The following is a 16,981-nucleotide window of genomic DNA, read 5'->3' on the forward strand; positions in this document are numbered from 1 at the left end:
TGTCTAAATATATGCCTTTATTTTTTCAAATAACCCTCTTTGGTTGTTTGTCTAGCCCTAGCTAATGCCAAACTGTCTTGTGGTACATTATCCGTGATTGTGGAACCTGCCGCTATAAACGAACGGTCTCCTAATGTTATTGGTGCAACGAGATTTGTATTGCAACCAATAAATGAATCATTACCAATAATCGTCTTAAATTTATTGATACCATCATAGTTCACAGTTATTGAGCCACAACCTACATTTGTTCTTTCACCAATTTCAGCATCACCTATATAACTTAAGTGAGGTAGTTTAGCACCTGTTTTAACAACAGATTTCTTAACTTCAACAAAGTTACCTACTTTAACTTTTTCACCTAAGTCTGCACCAGGACGAAGCTGTGCAAACGGCCCAATATTAGTGTAATCACCAACAATCGCTTCATTGATTATAGATTGTTTTATTGTGACATTTGACCCTACTTTACTATTAGTTATTTCAGTATATTGACCAACGATTGTATCTTCTCCAATTACAGTGTTACCAACAAGTTTTACTCCTGGTTCAATGACTGTATCTTCTCCGATGATAACGTCAGCACCTATATATGTAGTTGCTGGGTCAATAATTGTTACGCCATTTTTCATGTGCTGTTCATTAGTGCGTTTCTTGAAAGCTTTTTCAGCTTCACTTAACATCACTCTATCATTAACACCCATAATTTCTTCAAAATCATCTGTGTGATAGATTTCAACGATACCCTCATCTTCTAAAATTAATGAAAGTACATCAGGCAAATAGTATTCTTTTTGCGCATTTTCGTTTTTCACTAACTCCAATTTTTCAAATAAAATTTGGTTATCAAATGCAAAAATACCTGAACTAATTTCATTAATTTGTCGCTCTGTCTCAGATGCATCTTTTTGCTCAACAATTTTAGTTAACCGTTGTGCCGAGTCGCGCAGGATACGTCCATAACCGAATGGATTTTCTGTAGTTGCTGATAAAACAGTAGCCTGTGCTTTGGTGTTCTCATGATGTTCTATCATTGATTTCAATGTTGTCGCAGTGATTAACGGTGTGTCTCCACATACTACTAACGTTGTACCTTGTTTATCTTTCAAATGCTCACTTGCCATCTTAACAGCATGTGCAGTGCCTAATTGTTCTTCTTGAAAACTGTAAAGCGATGCATCACCCAATGTCTCTTTGACATTTTGTGCACCATGCCCAACAATTGTAACAAGTTGTTCTACGCCTGATTGCTTAACGTTGTCAATGACATGTTCAATCATTGTTTTGCCTGCTACATCATGTAGTACTTTGTATTTCTTTGATTTCATACGCGTACCTTTTCCAGCCGCAAGTACTATTGCATGTCTTTGCATGTATGTTAACCCTCCATTAAAATATACACTTCTTACTTATTATAATTTAACGCTGGTCACACTTTCAAGGCTCAAAACATCAATGTTATATAATGGAAATATTTTTATTAAAAATATTAGAAATTTCTATGCATATATTTGTCATCTTTGTTCAATTGAGTAAACGCTTTTATATTATCAAGTCGTAGTGTAATATACGAATGTATAATGGAAATATTGTTTTCTCATTTTGTTGTTATCATACACATATCCACCTATTTTTCATTATAATCTTCTAATTTATACCTAGTAAAAAAAGTATATTATTTATAATTATAAATAATATACTTTTTGTCACCTTTATACTTTCTCGATTAATTTTATTTTTTATTTCGAATTGACTTTGTAATATTAAAAAAGATTGGATTTCCGTTTATGCGAAAATCCAATCTTTTTTAATATTACTTAATTTCACTTTTTTAATTTAAGCTTCTTCTTCTTCAGAATTATCTGATGACTGTGCATTTCTGTCAGGGATGACCTCATCAGTTTCTTCATACACTTTCATCACTGCATCTTGTATTTCTTGTCTCATTTCAGAGTTTATAGGATGCGCGATATCTCGGAATTCACCGTCTGGTGTACGTTTACTTGGCATTGCGACGAATAGACCTGTGTTGCCTTCAATCACTCGTAAATCATGTACTACAAATGATTCATCTAAAGTAATTGAAACGAGCGCTTTCATTCTTCCATCTGTTTGTATTTTTCTAAGTCTTACATCTGTCACTTTCATGTAGTGAGCCCCCCTAGTATCTCTTTGTTTAGAAGCTTAACAATTTCATTAAAAATTATAAACCCTTACTTCACTTTCGCTATTAATTCGATTTCAACTTTAACATCTTTCGGCAATCTTGCCACTTCAACACAACTTCTCGCTGGTTGATGTTCATTAAAGTACTTGCCATAAACTTCATTTATATTTTGAAATTCATTCATATCAGCAATGAAAATAGTAGCTTTAATCACTGAATCTAAATCCGATCCAGCTTGGTCTAACACGACTTTTAAATTTTCTAGAACTTGTGTCGTTTGCTCTTTTACATCTTCACTGACAATTTCTCCATTTAAATTTAATGGAATTTGTCCTGAAGTGAATACAAGTCCATTTATTTCAGTTGCATGCGAGTATGGCCCTAACGCTTCGGGCGCCTTTTCCGTATTAATAACTTTCATGATGTCGAAATCGCTCCTTTAAGAAAATTTAGTTAAACTGTTGCCTTGTTCCACCTTAAATTCCTGATTGTATTCATCTACATCAGATAATCTAACTAAGGAAGTATAATCTTCAATTAATCTTTGCTTAACTTCTTTTGATTCTACTAGTACCGATACCCCTTTAACATGTGCTTTAAACTCATTCATCAAATTCATCACACCATTTATTGAACCACCTGCACGCATGAAATCATCTACGACAAGTACATTGGAATTCTCAGGTAACGTTCTCTTTGATAGCACCATGGTCTCGATTTTTCGAGAAGAACCAGATACGTAATTTATAGAAACTGTAGAACCTTCAGTCACTTTATTATCTTTACGAATAACAACTACAGGTAAATTCAGTACATTCGCAACTGAATTTGCAAGTGAGATACCCTTAGTAGCAATCGTTACAATAGCATCTAACTCCTCATCCATATATAACGTTGCTATTAATTTGCCAACCCGATTCAATAAAGTAGGATTCCCCATTAAATCAGATAAAAATAAATAACCACCAGGCAATAATCGTTCTTTCTCTTGCAAATGTTCTATCACTTCATCAATAACTTCTGTAGCTTCTGCTTTGCTCATCTCAGGCTTGTAAGTAACACCCCCACTAGCACCTGCAGTAGTAATTACTGTTCCAAGCTTTTCTTTTTGAAAAGTTGTTTTTATAATTTGAACATCTTCACTAATGGAAGACTTCGCTTGCTTAAATTTTTGTACAAAATACGTTAACGGTATCAACTTATTCGGATTGTTCATTAAATATTGAGTCATATAAACAATTCGTTCACTTCTTTTATAGCGCATTCGATTCATCCCTTCTCAATTAGCCTAATAGTCTTACAATGTGCACTTCATTACAACAACCGTTAACAGCATTGTATACGTGCTTTGCTTGTCGTTCTTTTCGTGTTAATCCATAAACAGTAGGTCCACTACCGCTCATAACAGCGCCATCTGCTCCGTTTTCTAGCATGTTGGCCTTTATTTTTAAAATTTCTGTATGCATCTTACCCGAGACAGGTTCCAATCGGTTTGACAGACTTTTACATAATAAGTCATAATCCTCTGCGATCAAGGCCGCTTCACATGCTTCAGTATGGACAGTATAAGGTTGCTTTAGGTCCAGCTTTTTAAATATATCCGGAGAAGATATACCTAAATTAGGTTTAGCTACTACCACCCATGCAGAAGGTGGTTTATCTAAAAATTTAATAATTTCACCTTTACCTTTACATAATGCAGTTTTCCCTAGAATACAAAATGGAATATCTGTTCCAATCTGTATCCCCAACTCACATAGTTCTTTAAGCGGTCGATTTAAATTATATAATCGATTCATCCCTCTCATTGTTGCTGCAGCATCAGTAGACCCACCTGCCAAACCAGCCGAGACAGGAATATTTTTGTCTATAGTAATAGTTATACCTTGTTTCAAATTATAGGTCTTTTTCATTAATTCTGCAGCTTTATACGCTAAATTTTTGTTATCGGAGGGAACATAGGATTGTTCTACGTCAACAATTATCTTTTTGTCTTTACGTAGTTCAAATGACAATCTATCATTTAAATCAATTGTCGTCATTATCATTTCAACTTCATGAAAACCATCATCTCGTTTAAAGAGTGTGTCCAACGTCAAATTTATCTTCGCTGGTGCTGTTTCATATATCATATTCCCACCCTCTTCCAATTCGATATGGTAATAAAATGATTTTAACATATTGTTAACATTGCGTTGTTAGTTTTTTAAAACTTAATATTTTCTATTGCTACTTTATTAATAAAAAACCGTTAAATGGACCAAATTAAAATTTAAAAACATATTTCTTAACTTACTATTTTACAATATTATTTATTGTAGATAAAACTATTACCTACTCTTAAATGAAATAATATTAATATAATAAAAAAGGTATGCTAGCGTCATTACACTAACATACCTATTATTTAAATTCGTTCTCATATTAAAGTTTAAATTGAAAAATAAGGCATCATCATGAGCCAAACTTAATTTAAATTTGTTTTATTTAGTGTGCAATTGCTTCTTGATGATTATCACCTTCAAAAGAAACTTGTACGTTTTCAGTTAAAACATCAGTGTATGTATAGGATACACGCTCAAAATTATAAATATCTTGATCTAGTTCAACAATAAAAACAGAAGGGTATGTTTCTTTCAAAACACCACTACGTTCAATTGTTTTTTTACGTCCACCATTCGCTTTAAGTACAATTCTGTTCCCTAATTGACAATCAAGTGAATTTTTGATGTCTCCAATAGATTTTGGCATATTGCTCCACCTCGCTACAAGTTGTATAATAACACATTTTGAGGGTTTTTGTCAAATAAAATTTCAATTTTAGCAAGGTAAAGCGGACTTGTCAATAATTTAAAATTCTAATTCTGGGAAATTTTTCAATTCATTGTATAAATGTGCAAATTCTTTTATTGAAAGCGTTTCGCCGCGTCTTCTCGGATCTATATCACTAGCTTCTAACCAATCGAGTATTATTTGTTTATTAGCTTTGCCATTTACAAATAAACTTTGATAATTATTATTAATCGTTTTACGTCTTTGACTAAACGCTGCTTTTGTCATTTTAAAGAATTTATCTTCATCATCTACAGTAACAATCGGTGTGTCGCGCTTCATTAATTTAACTACAATAGAATCTACATTCGGTGGTGGTAAGAATACCGCTTTAGGTACAGTTAGCACTTTGCTCGTTTCTGTATAATATTGTGCCACAATTGATAACGAGCCATACGCTTTGGTGCCGACTTCTGCGTTGAGACGTTCGCCTACTTCTTTTTGCATCATTACTACATAACCATCAATAGGTAATGATTGCTGCATTAAATTCAATAAAATAGGTGTCGTAATGTAATATGGTAAGTTCGCTACTACCATTATTTTCTTACATTTTGAAAAATGCTCAGCAACATAATGCGCGATATCTGCTTTAAGAATATCTTCATTTATTACCGTTACATTATCATATGGTCCCATTGTATCTTTAAGTACAGGTATTAAACGTTGATCAATTTCAAAAGCAACCACTTCTTTAGCGTTTTTAGCTAATTGTTCTGTTAGCGACCCCATACCAGGACCGATTTCTATTACGCCTGTATCCGCATCAATATCACTGGCCTCAATAATATTATGAATAATATTCACATCAATTAAAAAATTCTGACCTAAGCTCTTTTTGAAACTAAATCCATATTGATTAAGTAATGCTTTGGTGCGCGTAGGTGTTGCAATATCTTTATATTCCATTTAACTTTCACTTCCCTCATTATCACTTAGTGCATTTCTAACATCTGCTTCTGTATAACCAAATGCATTTAGCTTATTCAATAACTGTTTACCATTAGAATGACCAATATGCAATTTACGTCCTAACGTTTCCCTTTTCTTACGCGCATCTTTACCAACGAGTAAGCCTAAGTCAATCAACACTTCTTTACTTATTGATTCATGCCCTTCTTCAAAAGGCGTGCTTACATTCATTAATGCCTCTTTAATATCTTCAACATTAGCATGTTCTACGCCTATTTTCCCACGCTTATTTTTAGCCTTATCTCGATCGATATAGGCGTGTTTAACACCAGGGATGTGTTTTTGAATCGTATTTCTTATTTTATCACCTGGGAAATCTGGGTCAGTAAGTATAATGACGCCTCTTGTCTCAAATGCTCGTGCAATAACCTCTAACGTTACTTGATTAATAGCACTACCATTTGTCTCAATCGTATCACATTCAACCGCTCTTTTTACTCGTTCCGTATCGTCTCTGCCTTCAACTACAATAAATTCATTTATCTTCATTTATTGTTACACCTTTCATTACTCACTTCGATTTTAGATAAAAATAAAAAAGGTATCGGTGTAAATTATGATGACTACTTAGCCTGTATTTTATCAACTAAGTCTTATCTCAGACCGATACCTTTTGTAATGTTTTATGCTTTTAAATTAAACAATCGTTCTGCATTTTCAGTTGTTTGCTTACACACTTCTTCATAACTCACACCACGTAATTCAGCAATTTCTTCAGCAACTAGTGTAACTCGTGCTGGCTCATTACGCTTACCTCTATAAGGGTGTGGTGATAAAAATGGCGCATCTGTTTCAACTAATAATCTATCAAACGGTACATGCTTTGCAACTTCTTTAGGTTGTTTAGCATTTTTAAATGTTACTGGACCACCTAAAGAAACATAAAAGTTCAATTTATTTATGACATCATCTGCAATTTCAGGAGAAGCACTAAAGCTATGCATAATACCGCCAATCTCTTCTGCATGCTCTTCTTTCAAAATATCTATACAATCTTGCGTTGCTTCTCTATTATGAATGATAATTGGCAGATTAACGCGTTTTGCCAAGGCTATTTGCTTTCTAAATAACGCTTGCTGAATATCTTTAGGTGATTTATCCCAATGATAATCCAAACCTGTTTCGCCGATGCCAATCACTTTAGGATGCGCCGCAAGTGCTTCAATCCATTCTAATCGTTCTTCTGTGCAATCAATCGCATCAACAGGGTGCCATCCAATAATACCGTAAATAAATTCATATTGGTCAATAAGCTCCATTGTACGCTCAACTGTAGGTGTATCAAAACCGACTACAAACATGCGATCCACACCATTTTCTTTAGCGCGTTCAATAACCGCTTCTAAATCTTCGTCATATTGATCTGCATTTAAATGAACATGTGTATCGATAAGCATCTCTTAACCGCTCCTTAATTTGTAATTATTTAATTACTGATCCATTTGGAATCGCGCTTGGTAAACTAACAAGTGTTAGTACACCATCTTTTTCAGCTGATAAAATCATACCTTCTGATTTTCTACCCATTAATTTAGCGGGTTTTAAGTTAGTCACAACAGCAACTTTCTTACCAATAATGTCTTCAGGTTGGTAGTATTGTGCTATTCCGGAAACAATCTGACGTTGTTCATTATCTAAATCCACTTGGATTTTTAATAACTTATCAGATTTCTTCACTTGTTCAGCATCAATAATTGTTGCAGCTTTAATTTCTACTTTATCAAAGTCTTTAATATCAATTTGAGCTTTAGCTATAGCTTCCTCTTCTGCTTTTTCTTCCTCTTTCTTTTCAGGTTGCATCGATTCTTTAATGTAATCAATTTCAACCGTACTATCTAGACGTGGGAAGATAGGTTGTGGTTTATCACTCACTTTGATTGATTCAGTTAAAGCACCATACGTTTTAATACTTTCAAGTTCAAACAACTCTGGTGTATTAATATTCAACTGTGTAAAGATTTGTTTTGGTGCATGTGTAAGGAATGGTCTTAGTAACACTGCAATAATACGAATATTTTCTACTAAGTGAGCCATGACATTGCCAAGCATTTCTTTTTGTTCTTCATCTTTAGCTAATACCCATGGTGATGTTTCATCAATATATTTATTCGTACGACTAATAAATTTCCACACTGTTGAAAGTGCTACTGAAAATTGTAAATCATCCATATTTTCGTGGAATGTCTTCACAGTATCTAGTGCCATTTGTTCCATATCTTTATCCAATTCATGTTTAGGACCTTGATATGCAGGTAATTCACCATCAAAGTATTTATTAATCATTGAAATCGTACGATTCACTAAGTTCCCTAAGTCATTTGCTAAATCATAATTTGTACGTTCCACAAATCCTTCAGGAGTAAATACACCGTCAGAGCCAAATGGTAATTCACGCATTAAGTAATAACGTGTAGCATCTAAGCCATAACGATCAATAAGTACATTTGGATCTACGACATTCCCTTTTGATTTACTCATTTTTCCATCCTTCATAAGTATCCAACCATGTGCGAATACTTTTTTAGGTAACGGTATATCTAATGCCATTAATAAAATTGGCCATATAATAGAGTGGAAACGCACGATTTCCTTAGCCATTATATGAATATCTGCAGGCCAATATTTTTTAAATAAACTATCATCATCAGATAGATAACCTAATGAAGAAATATAGTTTACAAGTGCATCAATCCAAACGTAAACTACGTGTTTTGGATTCGATTTAACATGAATACCCCAATCAAATGAAGTACGTGACACTGCTAAATCTTCAAGCCCAGGTTTAATAAAATTATTAATCATTTCATTTTTGCGTGAAGGTGGTTGAATAAATTCAGGGTTTTCATCATAAAATTCTAATAAACGGTCTGTATATTTAGATAAGTTAAAGAAGTAACTTTCTTCTTTAACTAACTCTACTTCATGACCAGAATCCGGACTTTTACCCCCAACAATTTCTCCATTTTCAAAAACTGGATCAACTAACTGTGTTTCTGTGTAATATGTTTCGTCTGGCACTGAATACCAACCCTCATATTCACCAAGGTAAATATCATCTTGAGCTAATAAACGTTCAAAAATTTGTTGAACAACTTCTTTATGACGTGCTTCTGTAGTACGAATAAAATCATCATTTGAAATTTCTAATTTTTGCCATAAATCTTTAATACCAGCAATCATTTCATCTAAATATTCTAATTCTGATTTCCCAGCTTTATGTGCTTTTTCTTGTATTTTTTGCCCATGTTCATCCGTACCTGTTAAATAACGAACATCATAGCCTTGCATTCTTTTATAACGTGCGATTACATCACCAGCTGTTGTTGTATAAGCATGACCGATATGTAAATTCCCACTTGGATAATATATTGGTGTAGTGATATAAAAAGTTTCTTTCGCCATCAATGTTCCTCCTCGATTCTTACACTATAAATATATCTAAATTCATTTTTGTTTTCAATGAAGCAGATGTGTATTTCTATTCCGATTTATATGTTAATCATCATAAAAATTCTTTGGATAGCATACTAGTCATATCCAGCATTTTTAAGTTTTAATTTTGCTATAATTTAAATATGATTAATAATCTCTATCCTATCTACATTACCATAAATCACGCATGTTTTGGGAGTTTTTCAACTCTTTTTTCTTGATTAAATTCGAATTTGTGGTATGACCTTTTTACTTAGATGTATTAATTAATAATTTAAACAACCTATGATTTGATCCTCATTATCATACTCAAACTTCATGATAAATATCATAAACTTCACTCGTCTTCATTTGGCGCAATTCTGCTACCTGTTTAATCGCTGCTTTCGGTTTCAAACCTTGATTTATATGATAATCAACATGTGATTTGAGTGACATATCTTCAAACCAAGTCGTGTCTTCCACTGGTTCTGCACCTTCAATAAGTACTACAAACTCACCCTTAGTCGGAATACTTTCATCATTAAGACGATCTAGTACATTTCCTACATAGTCAGTAACGATTTGTTCGAATTTTTTTGTCAGTTCTCTGCCCAAAGATATCTTCCGCTCTCTATCAATCTTTTGGATTGTTTTAACCGTATCTTTCACACGATGTGGCGACTCATAAATAATTAATGTGCTATTTTCATACATACGTTGTTCTAAATATGATTGTTTTTGTTTATCTTTTCGTGGCAAAAATCCTAAAAACGTATAAGTAAAAGAAGGTAAGCCACTCGCCATTAGTGCAGTTAGGCCTGCATTTGGTCCAGGTATACTCTCTACTCTTATACCATTTTCTCTAGCTGCAACGACAAGTTCATATCCAGGGTCACTGATTAGTGGCAAACCAGCATCTGATACTAATGCTATATTAATACCTTGTTGCAATTGTTCAATAAGATAATCTGTTTGTTGTTCTTTATTATGGTCATGATAAGATTTAAGCGGTGCTTGTATATCATAATGCGCACATAATTTTTTCGTCACTCTTGTATCTTCACATGCAATCAAATCTACGTTTCTTAAAGTATCAACAGCGCGATATGTAATATCCGCCAAGTTACCAATAGGCGTTCCTACTAAATATAATGTCGACATAATCTAACCCTCACTTATTAATTCTAATTTTTGTTGACGTGTATATGTTTTAATTTCATACTCGCGTTTCAATGCTTCAGACTTTGTATTGAACATTTCCTGATAAACGAGTTGTACCGGACGCCTTATTTTCGTATATTTAGCCCCTTGTCCGTTGTTATGTTTAGCTACTCGTTGTGTAACATCTTTTGCATAACCCGTATATAAACTACCATCTTTACATTTAACTATATAAATATAATGTTTATCCATAATATATTTCTCTCATTTCCTCGGTATAAGTGCCATCATTATTATAAATATAAAATGGTGGCTGTATGTCTAAACCTTGGTTACCACCTTTTCTACCTTCCACAACTATTGTCTGCGCCACCTTATCTTGTTTACTATATACAAAGTAGAGTTTTTTAGGTTCGATTTGATATGCTCTCATATAACTTAAGACATCCATAAGACGTTCCGCTCTATGAACCATTACCATCCGTCCACCTTGTTTTAATAAGTGTCTAGCTGCTAAACAGCAGTCTTCTAATGTACACATTATCTCATGCCTAGCTATTTTATGTGCATCTTTTTGATGTTGATGTTGTTGATTGACTTTAAAGTATGGTGGGTTGCAAGTGACAAGGCTATATTGTGATGGCTTAAACTGTTGATGTGCTTCCTTCAAATCCATATGATACATATGGATTCTATCACCTAATTGATTATATGCGATACTTCTTTGTGCCATATCAACTAGTTGTTGCTGGATTTCTATACCATCTATATTATGTTTTCCTTTATTTGAAATTAATAGAGGAATAACTCCATTTCCTGAGCACAAATCCATAATCGTATCTTGCTTTTTAACTTTTGTAAAATGAGCGAGTAATAGTGCATCAGTAGAAAAAGAAAAAACTTCATCATTTTGTATAATTCTCAAATTTTCTTTTGTTAAATAATCTAATCTTTCATCTGCTAAAAGCATCTTTCTAACCTCCAAAAAAGAGGATAAGGTAACGATGCTTAATAATCAAGCCTATCGTTACTGCTCATCCTCAATTACATATGATCACTATTGATTTTGTTCTTTATCAGCTTTTATTCCGTTAACACTTCAAGACAAAACAGGCAATCATCGCCTTTTCTATGTTTCCCGAACAATTCACCATTACAAATATGAAAACCCTCTTTATAAAGCATAGCCAAATTATCTTTACTGCGAAGGGGTTGTTTAACAGGGGTTTTCTTACCTTGTTCTACATTTTTAGATTGTTCTTCTTTATCTATCAATGTTTTTAGATTCTCATTCTCGATTTGTAAGGCGACATTTTCTTCAATTAATTCAACTGTAAGTTTTTTTAAATTAACCATATCAGTGTTGATCTGATTAATATTTGATTCTAAATTCGCTAATTTTTCAAATATGTCGCTACGATTCAATGTTATTTGGGCCTCCTAATTTAATGTCTCTAATTCTTCCATTTTATATTCAAGTGGCTGTTCAAGTCCTTCAACCTTTACCTGCATAGAAACATCTAAAATATTTAGGCCAATCACTTTACCATTGCCTTCCGGAGTTTGAATAGCTTCTCCTACATCAGGTAATTGGGCGCGCGCCTCTTCATAATAGTCATTTTCATATTTAAGACAACACATCAGACGCCCGCAAGCCCCTGAAATTTTAGTAGGATTAAGTGATAAATTTTGATCTTTTGCCATTTTTATAGAAACGGGTTCAAAGTCACCTAAAAACGTAGCACAGCATAAAGAACGTCCACACGGTCCAATACCACCCAGTAATTTTGCTTCATCTCTAACACCTATTTGTCTTAACTCAATACGTGTTTTTAGCTTTTGTGCTAGAACCTTCACTAATTTTCTAAAATCAACGCGTTCATCCGATGTGAAATTAAAAATTACTTTTGATTTATCTAATGTAAATTCACAGTTCACTAGCCTCATTTCTAGACTCTGCTGTTGAATCGTATTTTTGCATAATGTCATCGCCTCTTCGGCATCTTTTTCATTTTGCTCATATTGACTTAAATCCTCATCTGTTGCATGACGGACAATTTCTTTTAAAGGTAGTGTTACATCTTCATCTGCAACATCTAATGGCGCATATTTCACACGCCCCATCTCTAATCCTCTTTTAGATTCAACTACTACCCAATCACCTACATTTAAATCGAAATTTTTCGGCGAATAGTATTCCATTTTTCCCGATTTTTGAAAATCAATTCCTACTACATTTTGCATCTTTAACTCACCCCTTTTATCACAATTTGTTCAAATACTAATATCGGATTAACATTTTGATTTAATTTTTTATGTGCTTCTGTTATTTGATCATATATCAAAATAATTTGATTATATGTTAGTTTGCTAGCAAATCCTTTCACTTCTTCGTGTAAATCATGGTATATGATATCATCATCCATTCCTACTTTAGCATGCACAACATCTTCAAAGAAACCGTTAACTGCCGCTAATGTAACTAACTGTAAACGACGATTTTTAGCCAGCTTTAATAAATCGACAATCGCTATCAGCGCCATTGAACGATTTGTTAACAACAATTGGCACCATTTTATAATACTTTTACGTAATGCCAACAGGTCTGCTTCTTCATTTAACGCTACTGCAGTTTCAATTTGGGTTGTATATGTACTTAGCAATTCTGCTACAGGACGCGAAATTTCTCGTTCGATTAACCTTTCGATAAACATAGACTTATCTATTGGCTTAAAATATACATGCTGACATCTAGAGTGAATAGTATCTAAAATTTGCTCTGGTTTCGTTGTTAATAAGATGGCTATCGTATTATCGGGTGGTTCTTCTAAAAATTTTAAAATACTATTTTCACCTTGAACAGTTAACTTCTCAAAAGATTCAATAATATATACTTTATAGTTACCTTCGATAGGTAGTTGATTCATATGATGCACTAATTGTTCTACTTGGTCTTTTTTAATCGTAGTTTCTTCAGAAGATATATACATAAAATCTGGATGATTAAATGTTTCTACTTTTAACTGACATTGATTGTCTTGGTCACATAAGATTAATTTCGTAAAATCAATTGCTACTTGTTGCATAGATTGTCCATCATCGCCCTCAAATAAATAAGCGTGTGACAGTTTATTTGATTGATACGCTTTAGTCAGTCTTTCTAACTCATCCATCATAAAGTTACTCCTTTATATAAAAAGGCTGCTTATACATAGTAACCTTACAAAGCACATTACTTAAGTTCATAACAATTTAGTCTTAAGTGGAAATGTAATTTGAAAGGTCACTATATATAGCAACCATGATTCTAAAATTGATGGAAAGCATCAACTGGCATTACAAATACCGTTGCTCCTCCAACTTCTACTTCAACCGGATATGGAATATAAGAATCTGCGCTGCCACCCATAGGTGTTATAGGTGATACAAGCTGCTCTCTATTACCACAAGTGTCATTAATAACTTTTAGCATTTCATCAACTCGGTCATCTTCAACACCAGATAAAAACGTTGTATTACCTGCTCTTAAAAAACCACCTGTTGTTGCAAGTTTCGTTGCTCTAAAGTTATGTTTAACAAGTTTATCTGAAAGTTCTTGACTATCCTGATCTTGTACGATTGCTATAATCATTTTCATATTAAACACCTCTTCCCAGTATTATATCATAATTTTTCTAAGTATTTGATGATAGATTCATACGTTGCATTAACTACATTTTCTACGCTTTGATTTGCGTCTATTACCATAAAGCGTTCAGACTCATTATGAATAATTTTTTTATAACCTTCAACTACTTTTTCATGAAATTTTACATCTTCTTGGTCTAAACGATTTTGATTGCGTTGGTTTTTCAAGATTCTTTCTCTTCCAACTTCTACGCTAACATCAAGATAAATTGTTATATCCGGATACAAACCATTAATAGCAAATTCATTAATAGATTTCACTTCTTCTATTCCTATTCCCCGAGCATAGCCTTGATAAGCTAAGGAACTATCAATATATCTATCACATAATACTAATTTCCCACTCTTTAACGATGGAATCACCTTACCTACGAGATGTTCACGTCGAGAAGCGGCAAATAATAACGCTTCTGTTCGATCATCCATATCATCTCCTTCAAGCAATACTTCACGAATTTGCTCTCCAGTCTTCACACCACCTGGCTCTCTGGTAAGTACAACTTCATATTCATTTTCTAATTTTTTTGCTACTTGTTGTATGACAGTAGTTTTCCCTGAACCTTCAGGGCCTTCAAAAGTTATAAAAGCTGACATTTTATTCATCCTTAATTTCAATTTTATGTTTTTTAATTCCTTCTATTCTTATGTGCTGTTCACACCAATAATTCATTAATTTTATCATATTTTTTGTTATTATTTCGCCTTTTAGCATTATTGGTATACCTGGTGGGTAAGGTACAATATTCACTGCTAAAATTTGATTTTCAGCTTCATTAATATCTATACTTTTAACTTTTGCTATTTCACCAGGGTGATAAAAACCACACACTTCATAATCAGGCATATCATAATCTATGCTATTAAATCTTTTTTCTACTTCTATTTGTTTTATTCTGTCGATTAAGTCTTCAAATGGATATTGATCACCTTCATGCCATAAAGGTAAGACGAATAGGACTTGATATTCATCTGCAAGTTCTACATAAATATCTTTGTTTTCAAAAAATTGCTGTAGTTCAATACCTGAATAGCCTGTGCATTGTATATTCAACTTCAACGGATCATTTACTTCGACTACACGCATACCTATAGACTCAATAGTATCAATACATTTTTTTCTTTTTTTAAAAAACAAATTAGTATTATAATTCTCATAAAAGTCATGTGCTAACTCTAAACTATTCATCAGAAGATATGAAGGACTTGAAGATTGAAAATACGTCAAATACTTCAAGACCTTTTCACGCTGCGGCGCATTTTTATGAATAAAGATAATTGAACTCATTGTTAGTGAGGGCAATGTTTTATGGTACGACTGTACAACATAATCTGCTCCCAAATTCAACGAAGACTTTGGGAAACCTGGTAAATTAAAGTGTGCACCATGTGCCTCATCTATTAACGTAGGTATTTGATGAATCTTTGTATGTTTTAGTATCCCTTCGATATCAAAACATTCCCCATAATAGTTAGGATATGTAAGAACTAATAGTTTCATATCTTTCAATTGTTGAAACAGTGAGTTTTGCTGAGGTCCTAAATACTGTTTTGTTTTTATACTCATATCCATACCCAATAATCGACATGGTTCATTGACTAAATCTAAAGCGTGAAAAACAGACTTATGAGCATTTCTTGCAATAACATATTCACCTTGTATATTTGAGAAACCTTGTATTACTGATAAAATACCTGATGTTGTTCCGTTGACTAAAAAAAATGCATCATAATCAGGATGTTTTTTCACATTATTCATGCTTTGTGCTATAACACCTTCAGGATGATGTAGATCGTCTAGACCTGTTATTTCTGTCATATCCATTTCTAACTTTAGTTGTTCAAGATAGCCTATTGTCGCATTTTTATGTCCCGGGACATGCATAGAAATCGGTTTTCTTTCTAGTAAATCATTAAATTTCTTCTTTAATGGTAGTGACATAAAACACCCACTTTTCAAACTTTAATTTTCATTATATTTTAACACATTTAAAGAACTTCTCGTAAGCTTATATAGCTCTTGTTATTTCCTATTTTAAGTACCACTATCATTTTATTAGGTTAATAGGATTTGTACATGAGTAGCTACTCATGTACTCCTTTAAAACCGACAATTATTTTCGGTTGAAGTTAAGCTCTTCACGCATAAAAAAAGAGACCCTATTGGATCTTTAATTGCCTGTAACGTCCCACTTTATTAATTTTAACTCATAATTTTATTAAGCCAGACTTGTAAATCTCTTATCAAATTATGTTTCATTGTATTAGTGGGACTTATGCATGAGCTTTGCTCATGTATTCCACTTTTCCTACTCTTGCGGAACGTAAGTCTGCTACCTTCGGCGCTAAAGACCTTTCTTGCCGTGAGACAAGCGCTCGCATCTTTTCTCACTTGCACGCTCTCCTTACTCACTTACCACTCGTAAGCTCGTTTCGTCGCTCGTTTAGTTCGTCAGCTTCTAAAGTCCCACTTTTGAATTCTAACTTCTAAGTTTATTAAGATAGACTCGTAAATCTATTATTAAATTATGTTTCATTGTATTAGTGGGACTTATGCATGAGCTTTGCTCATGTATTCCTTTTCCCTCTCGACAATTACTTTTGAAGAAGTTAAGCTCTTTACGCATAAAAAAAAGACCCTATTGGGTCTTTAATTGCCTGGCAACGTCCTACTCTTGCGGAACGTAAGTCCGACTACCATCGGCGCTAAAGAGCTTAACTTCTGTGTTCGGCATGGGAACAGGTGTGACC

19 protein-coding genes and 1 rRNA gene are annotated in these 16,981 nt (G+C 33.4%); all 20 read right to left on the reverse strand.

From position 1 onward, the window contains the following. Nucleotides 1-17: 17 nt before the first annotated feature. Nucleotides 18-1,373, reverse strand: coding sequence for a bifunctional UDP-N-acetylglucosamine diphosphorylase/glucosamine-1-phosphate N-acetyltransferase GlmU (gene glmU / locus BTM19_RS12290; RefSeq protein WP_099265874.1), 1,356 nt, complete (start codon nucleotides 1,371-1,373; stop codon nucleotides 18-20). Between the two features lie 463 nt (nucleotides 1,374-1,836). Continuing rightward, on the reverse strand, nucleotides 1,837-2,148 hold the full coding sequence (gene spoVG / locus BTM19_RS12295; RefSeq protein ID WP_029379205.1) for a septation regulator SpoVG: 312 nt from the start codon (nucleotides 2,146-2,148) through the stop codon (nucleotides 1,837-1,839). Nucleotides 2,149-2,213: 65 nt separating this feature from the next. Then, the gene (locus BTM19_RS12300; protein ID WP_029379204.1) at nucleotides 2,214-2,588 is read right to left on the reverse strand and encodes a RidA family protein; all 375 of its coding nucleotides are present in this window, start codon (nucleotides 2,586-2,588) and stop codon (nucleotides 2,214-2,216) included. Between the two features lie 18 nt (nucleotides 2,589-2,606). Then, the gene (gene purR / locus BTM19_RS12305; protein ID WP_017722007.1) at nucleotides 2,607-3,431 is read right to left on the reverse strand and encodes a pur operon repressor; all 825 of its coding nucleotides are present in this window, start codon (nucleotides 3,429-3,431) and stop codon (nucleotides 2,607-2,609) included. 19 nt (nucleotides 3,432-3,450) lie between these two features. Beyond that, nucleotides 3,451-4,299 (reverse strand): 4-(cytidine 5'-diphospho)-2-C-methyl-D-erythritol kinase, encoded by an 849-nt coding sequence (ispE, locus tag BTM19_RS12310; RefSeq protein ID WP_069796888.1) that lies wholly within the window; start codon nucleotides 4,297-4,299, stop codon nucleotides 3,451-3,453. A 355-nt stretch (nucleotides 4,300-4,654) separates the two neighbouring features. After that, on the reverse strand, nucleotides 4,655-4,918 hold the full coding sequence (locus BTM19_RS12315) for a Veg family protein (protein WP_029379202.1): 264 nt from the start codon (nucleotides 4,916-4,918) through the stop codon (nucleotides 4,655-4,657). Between the two features lie 99 nt (nucleotides 4,919-5,017). Continuing rightward, nucleotides 5,018-5,908 (reverse strand): 16S rRNA (adenine(1518)-N(6)/adenine(1519)-N(6))-dimethyltransferase RsmA, encoded by an 891-nt coding sequence (rsmA, locus tag BTM19_RS12320; protein ID WP_029379201.1) that lies wholly within the window; start codon nucleotides 5,906-5,908, stop codon nucleotides 5,018-5,020. Beyond that, a complete protein-coding gene (gene rnmV, locus BTM19_RS12325; protein WP_038678812.1) occupies nucleotides 5,909-6,460 on the reverse strand; it encodes a ribonuclease M5 in 552 nt (183 codons plus the stop codon). It abuts the gene before it with no gap. 134 nt (nucleotides 6,461-6,594) lie between these two features. Beyond that, nucleotides 6,595-7,368 carry a TatD family hydrolase gene (locus tag BTM19_RS12330; protein WP_029379199.1) on the reverse strand — a complete coding sequence of 258 codons (774 nt, stop codon included), beginning with the start codon at nucleotides 7,366-7,368 and terminating at the stop codon, nucleotides 6,595-6,597. 25 nt (nucleotides 7,369-7,393) lie between these two features. After that, a complete protein-coding gene (metG, locus tag BTM19_RS12335; protein WP_029379198.1) occupies nucleotides 7,394-9,373 on the reverse strand; it encodes a methionine--tRNA ligase in 1,980 nt (659 codons plus the stop codon). A gap of 339 nt (nucleotides 9,374-9,712) precedes the next feature. Continuing rightward, nucleotides 9,713-10,546, reverse strand: a complete 834-nt coding sequence (gene rsmI / locus BTM19_RS12340; protein WP_029379197.1) for a 16S rRNA (cytidine(1402)-2'-O)-methyltransferase — start codon at nucleotides 10,544-10,546, stop codon at nucleotides 9,713-9,715. Between the two features lie 3 nt (nucleotides 10,547-10,549). Further along, entirely contained in the window at nucleotides 10,550-10,798 is a 249-nt protein-coding gene (locus BTM19_RS12345) for a GIY-YIG nuclease family protein (protein WP_029379196.1), read from the reverse strand. Beyond that, on the reverse strand, nucleotides 10,791-11,516 hold the full coding sequence (locus BTM19_RS12350; RefSeq protein WP_058625934.1) for a tRNA1(Val) (adenine(37)-N6)-methyltransferase: 726 nt from the start codon (nucleotides 11,514-11,516) through the stop codon (nucleotides 10,791-10,793). Before BTM19_RS12350 ends, BTM19_RS12345 begins: the two co-directional genes overlap by 8 nt. A 113-nt stretch (nucleotides 11,517-11,629) precedes the next feature. Beyond that, nucleotides 11,630-11,971: a DNA replication initiation control protein YabA gene (gene yabA / locus BTM19_RS12355; RefSeq protein ID WP_029379194.1), complete on the reverse strand. Its 342-nt coding sequence runs from the start codon at nucleotides 11,969-11,971 to the stop codon at nucleotides 11,630-11,632. Nucleotides 11,972-11,986: 15 nt separating this feature from the next. Then, nucleotides 11,987-12,790 carry a PSP1 domain-containing protein gene (locus BTM19_RS12360; protein WP_029379193.1) on the reverse strand — a complete coding sequence of 268 codons (804 nt, stop codon included), beginning with the start codon at nucleotides 12,788-12,790 and terminating at the stop codon, nucleotides 11,987-11,989. A gap of 2 nt (nucleotides 12,791-12,792) precedes the next feature. Next, nucleotides 12,793-13,719, reverse strand: a complete 927-nt coding sequence (locus BTM19_RS12365; RefSeq protein ID WP_099265875.1) for a DNA polymerase III subunit delta' C-terminal domain-containing protein — start codon at nucleotides 13,717-13,719, stop codon at nucleotides 12,793-12,795. Between the two features lie 134 nt (nucleotides 13,720-13,853). Beyond that, the gene (locus BTM19_RS12370) at nucleotides 13,854-14,183 is read right to left on the reverse strand and encodes a cyclic-di-AMP receptor (protein ID WP_017721994.1); all 330 of its coding nucleotides are present in this window, start codon (nucleotides 14,181-14,183) and stop codon (nucleotides 13,854-13,856) included. Between the two features lie 26 nt (nucleotides 14,184-14,209). Then, nucleotides 14,210-14,827 (reverse strand): dTMP kinase, encoded by a 618-nt coding sequence (gene tmk / locus BTM19_RS12375; RefSeq protein WP_029379191.1) that lies wholly within the window; start codon nucleotides 14,825-14,827, stop codon nucleotides 14,210-14,212. Nucleotide 14,828: 1 nt separating this feature from the next. Beyond that, nucleotides 14,829-16,172, reverse strand: a complete 1,344-nt coding sequence (locus BTM19_RS12380; protein ID WP_058625935.1) for an aminotransferase class I/II-fold pyridoxal phosphate-dependent enzyme — start codon at nucleotides 16,170-16,172, stop codon at nucleotides 14,829-14,831. A gap of 714 nt (nucleotides 16,173-16,886) precedes the next feature. After that, nucleotides 16,887-16,981: ribosomal RNA gene (gene rrf, locus BTM19_RS12390) — 5S ribosomal RNA — on the reverse strand; the annotation flags it as partial.

The organism is Staphylococcus xylosus, assembly GCF_002732165.1.
Classification (GTDB): Bacteria; Bacillota; Bacilli; order Staphylococcales; family Staphylococcaceae; genus Staphylococcus; species Staphylococcus xylosus.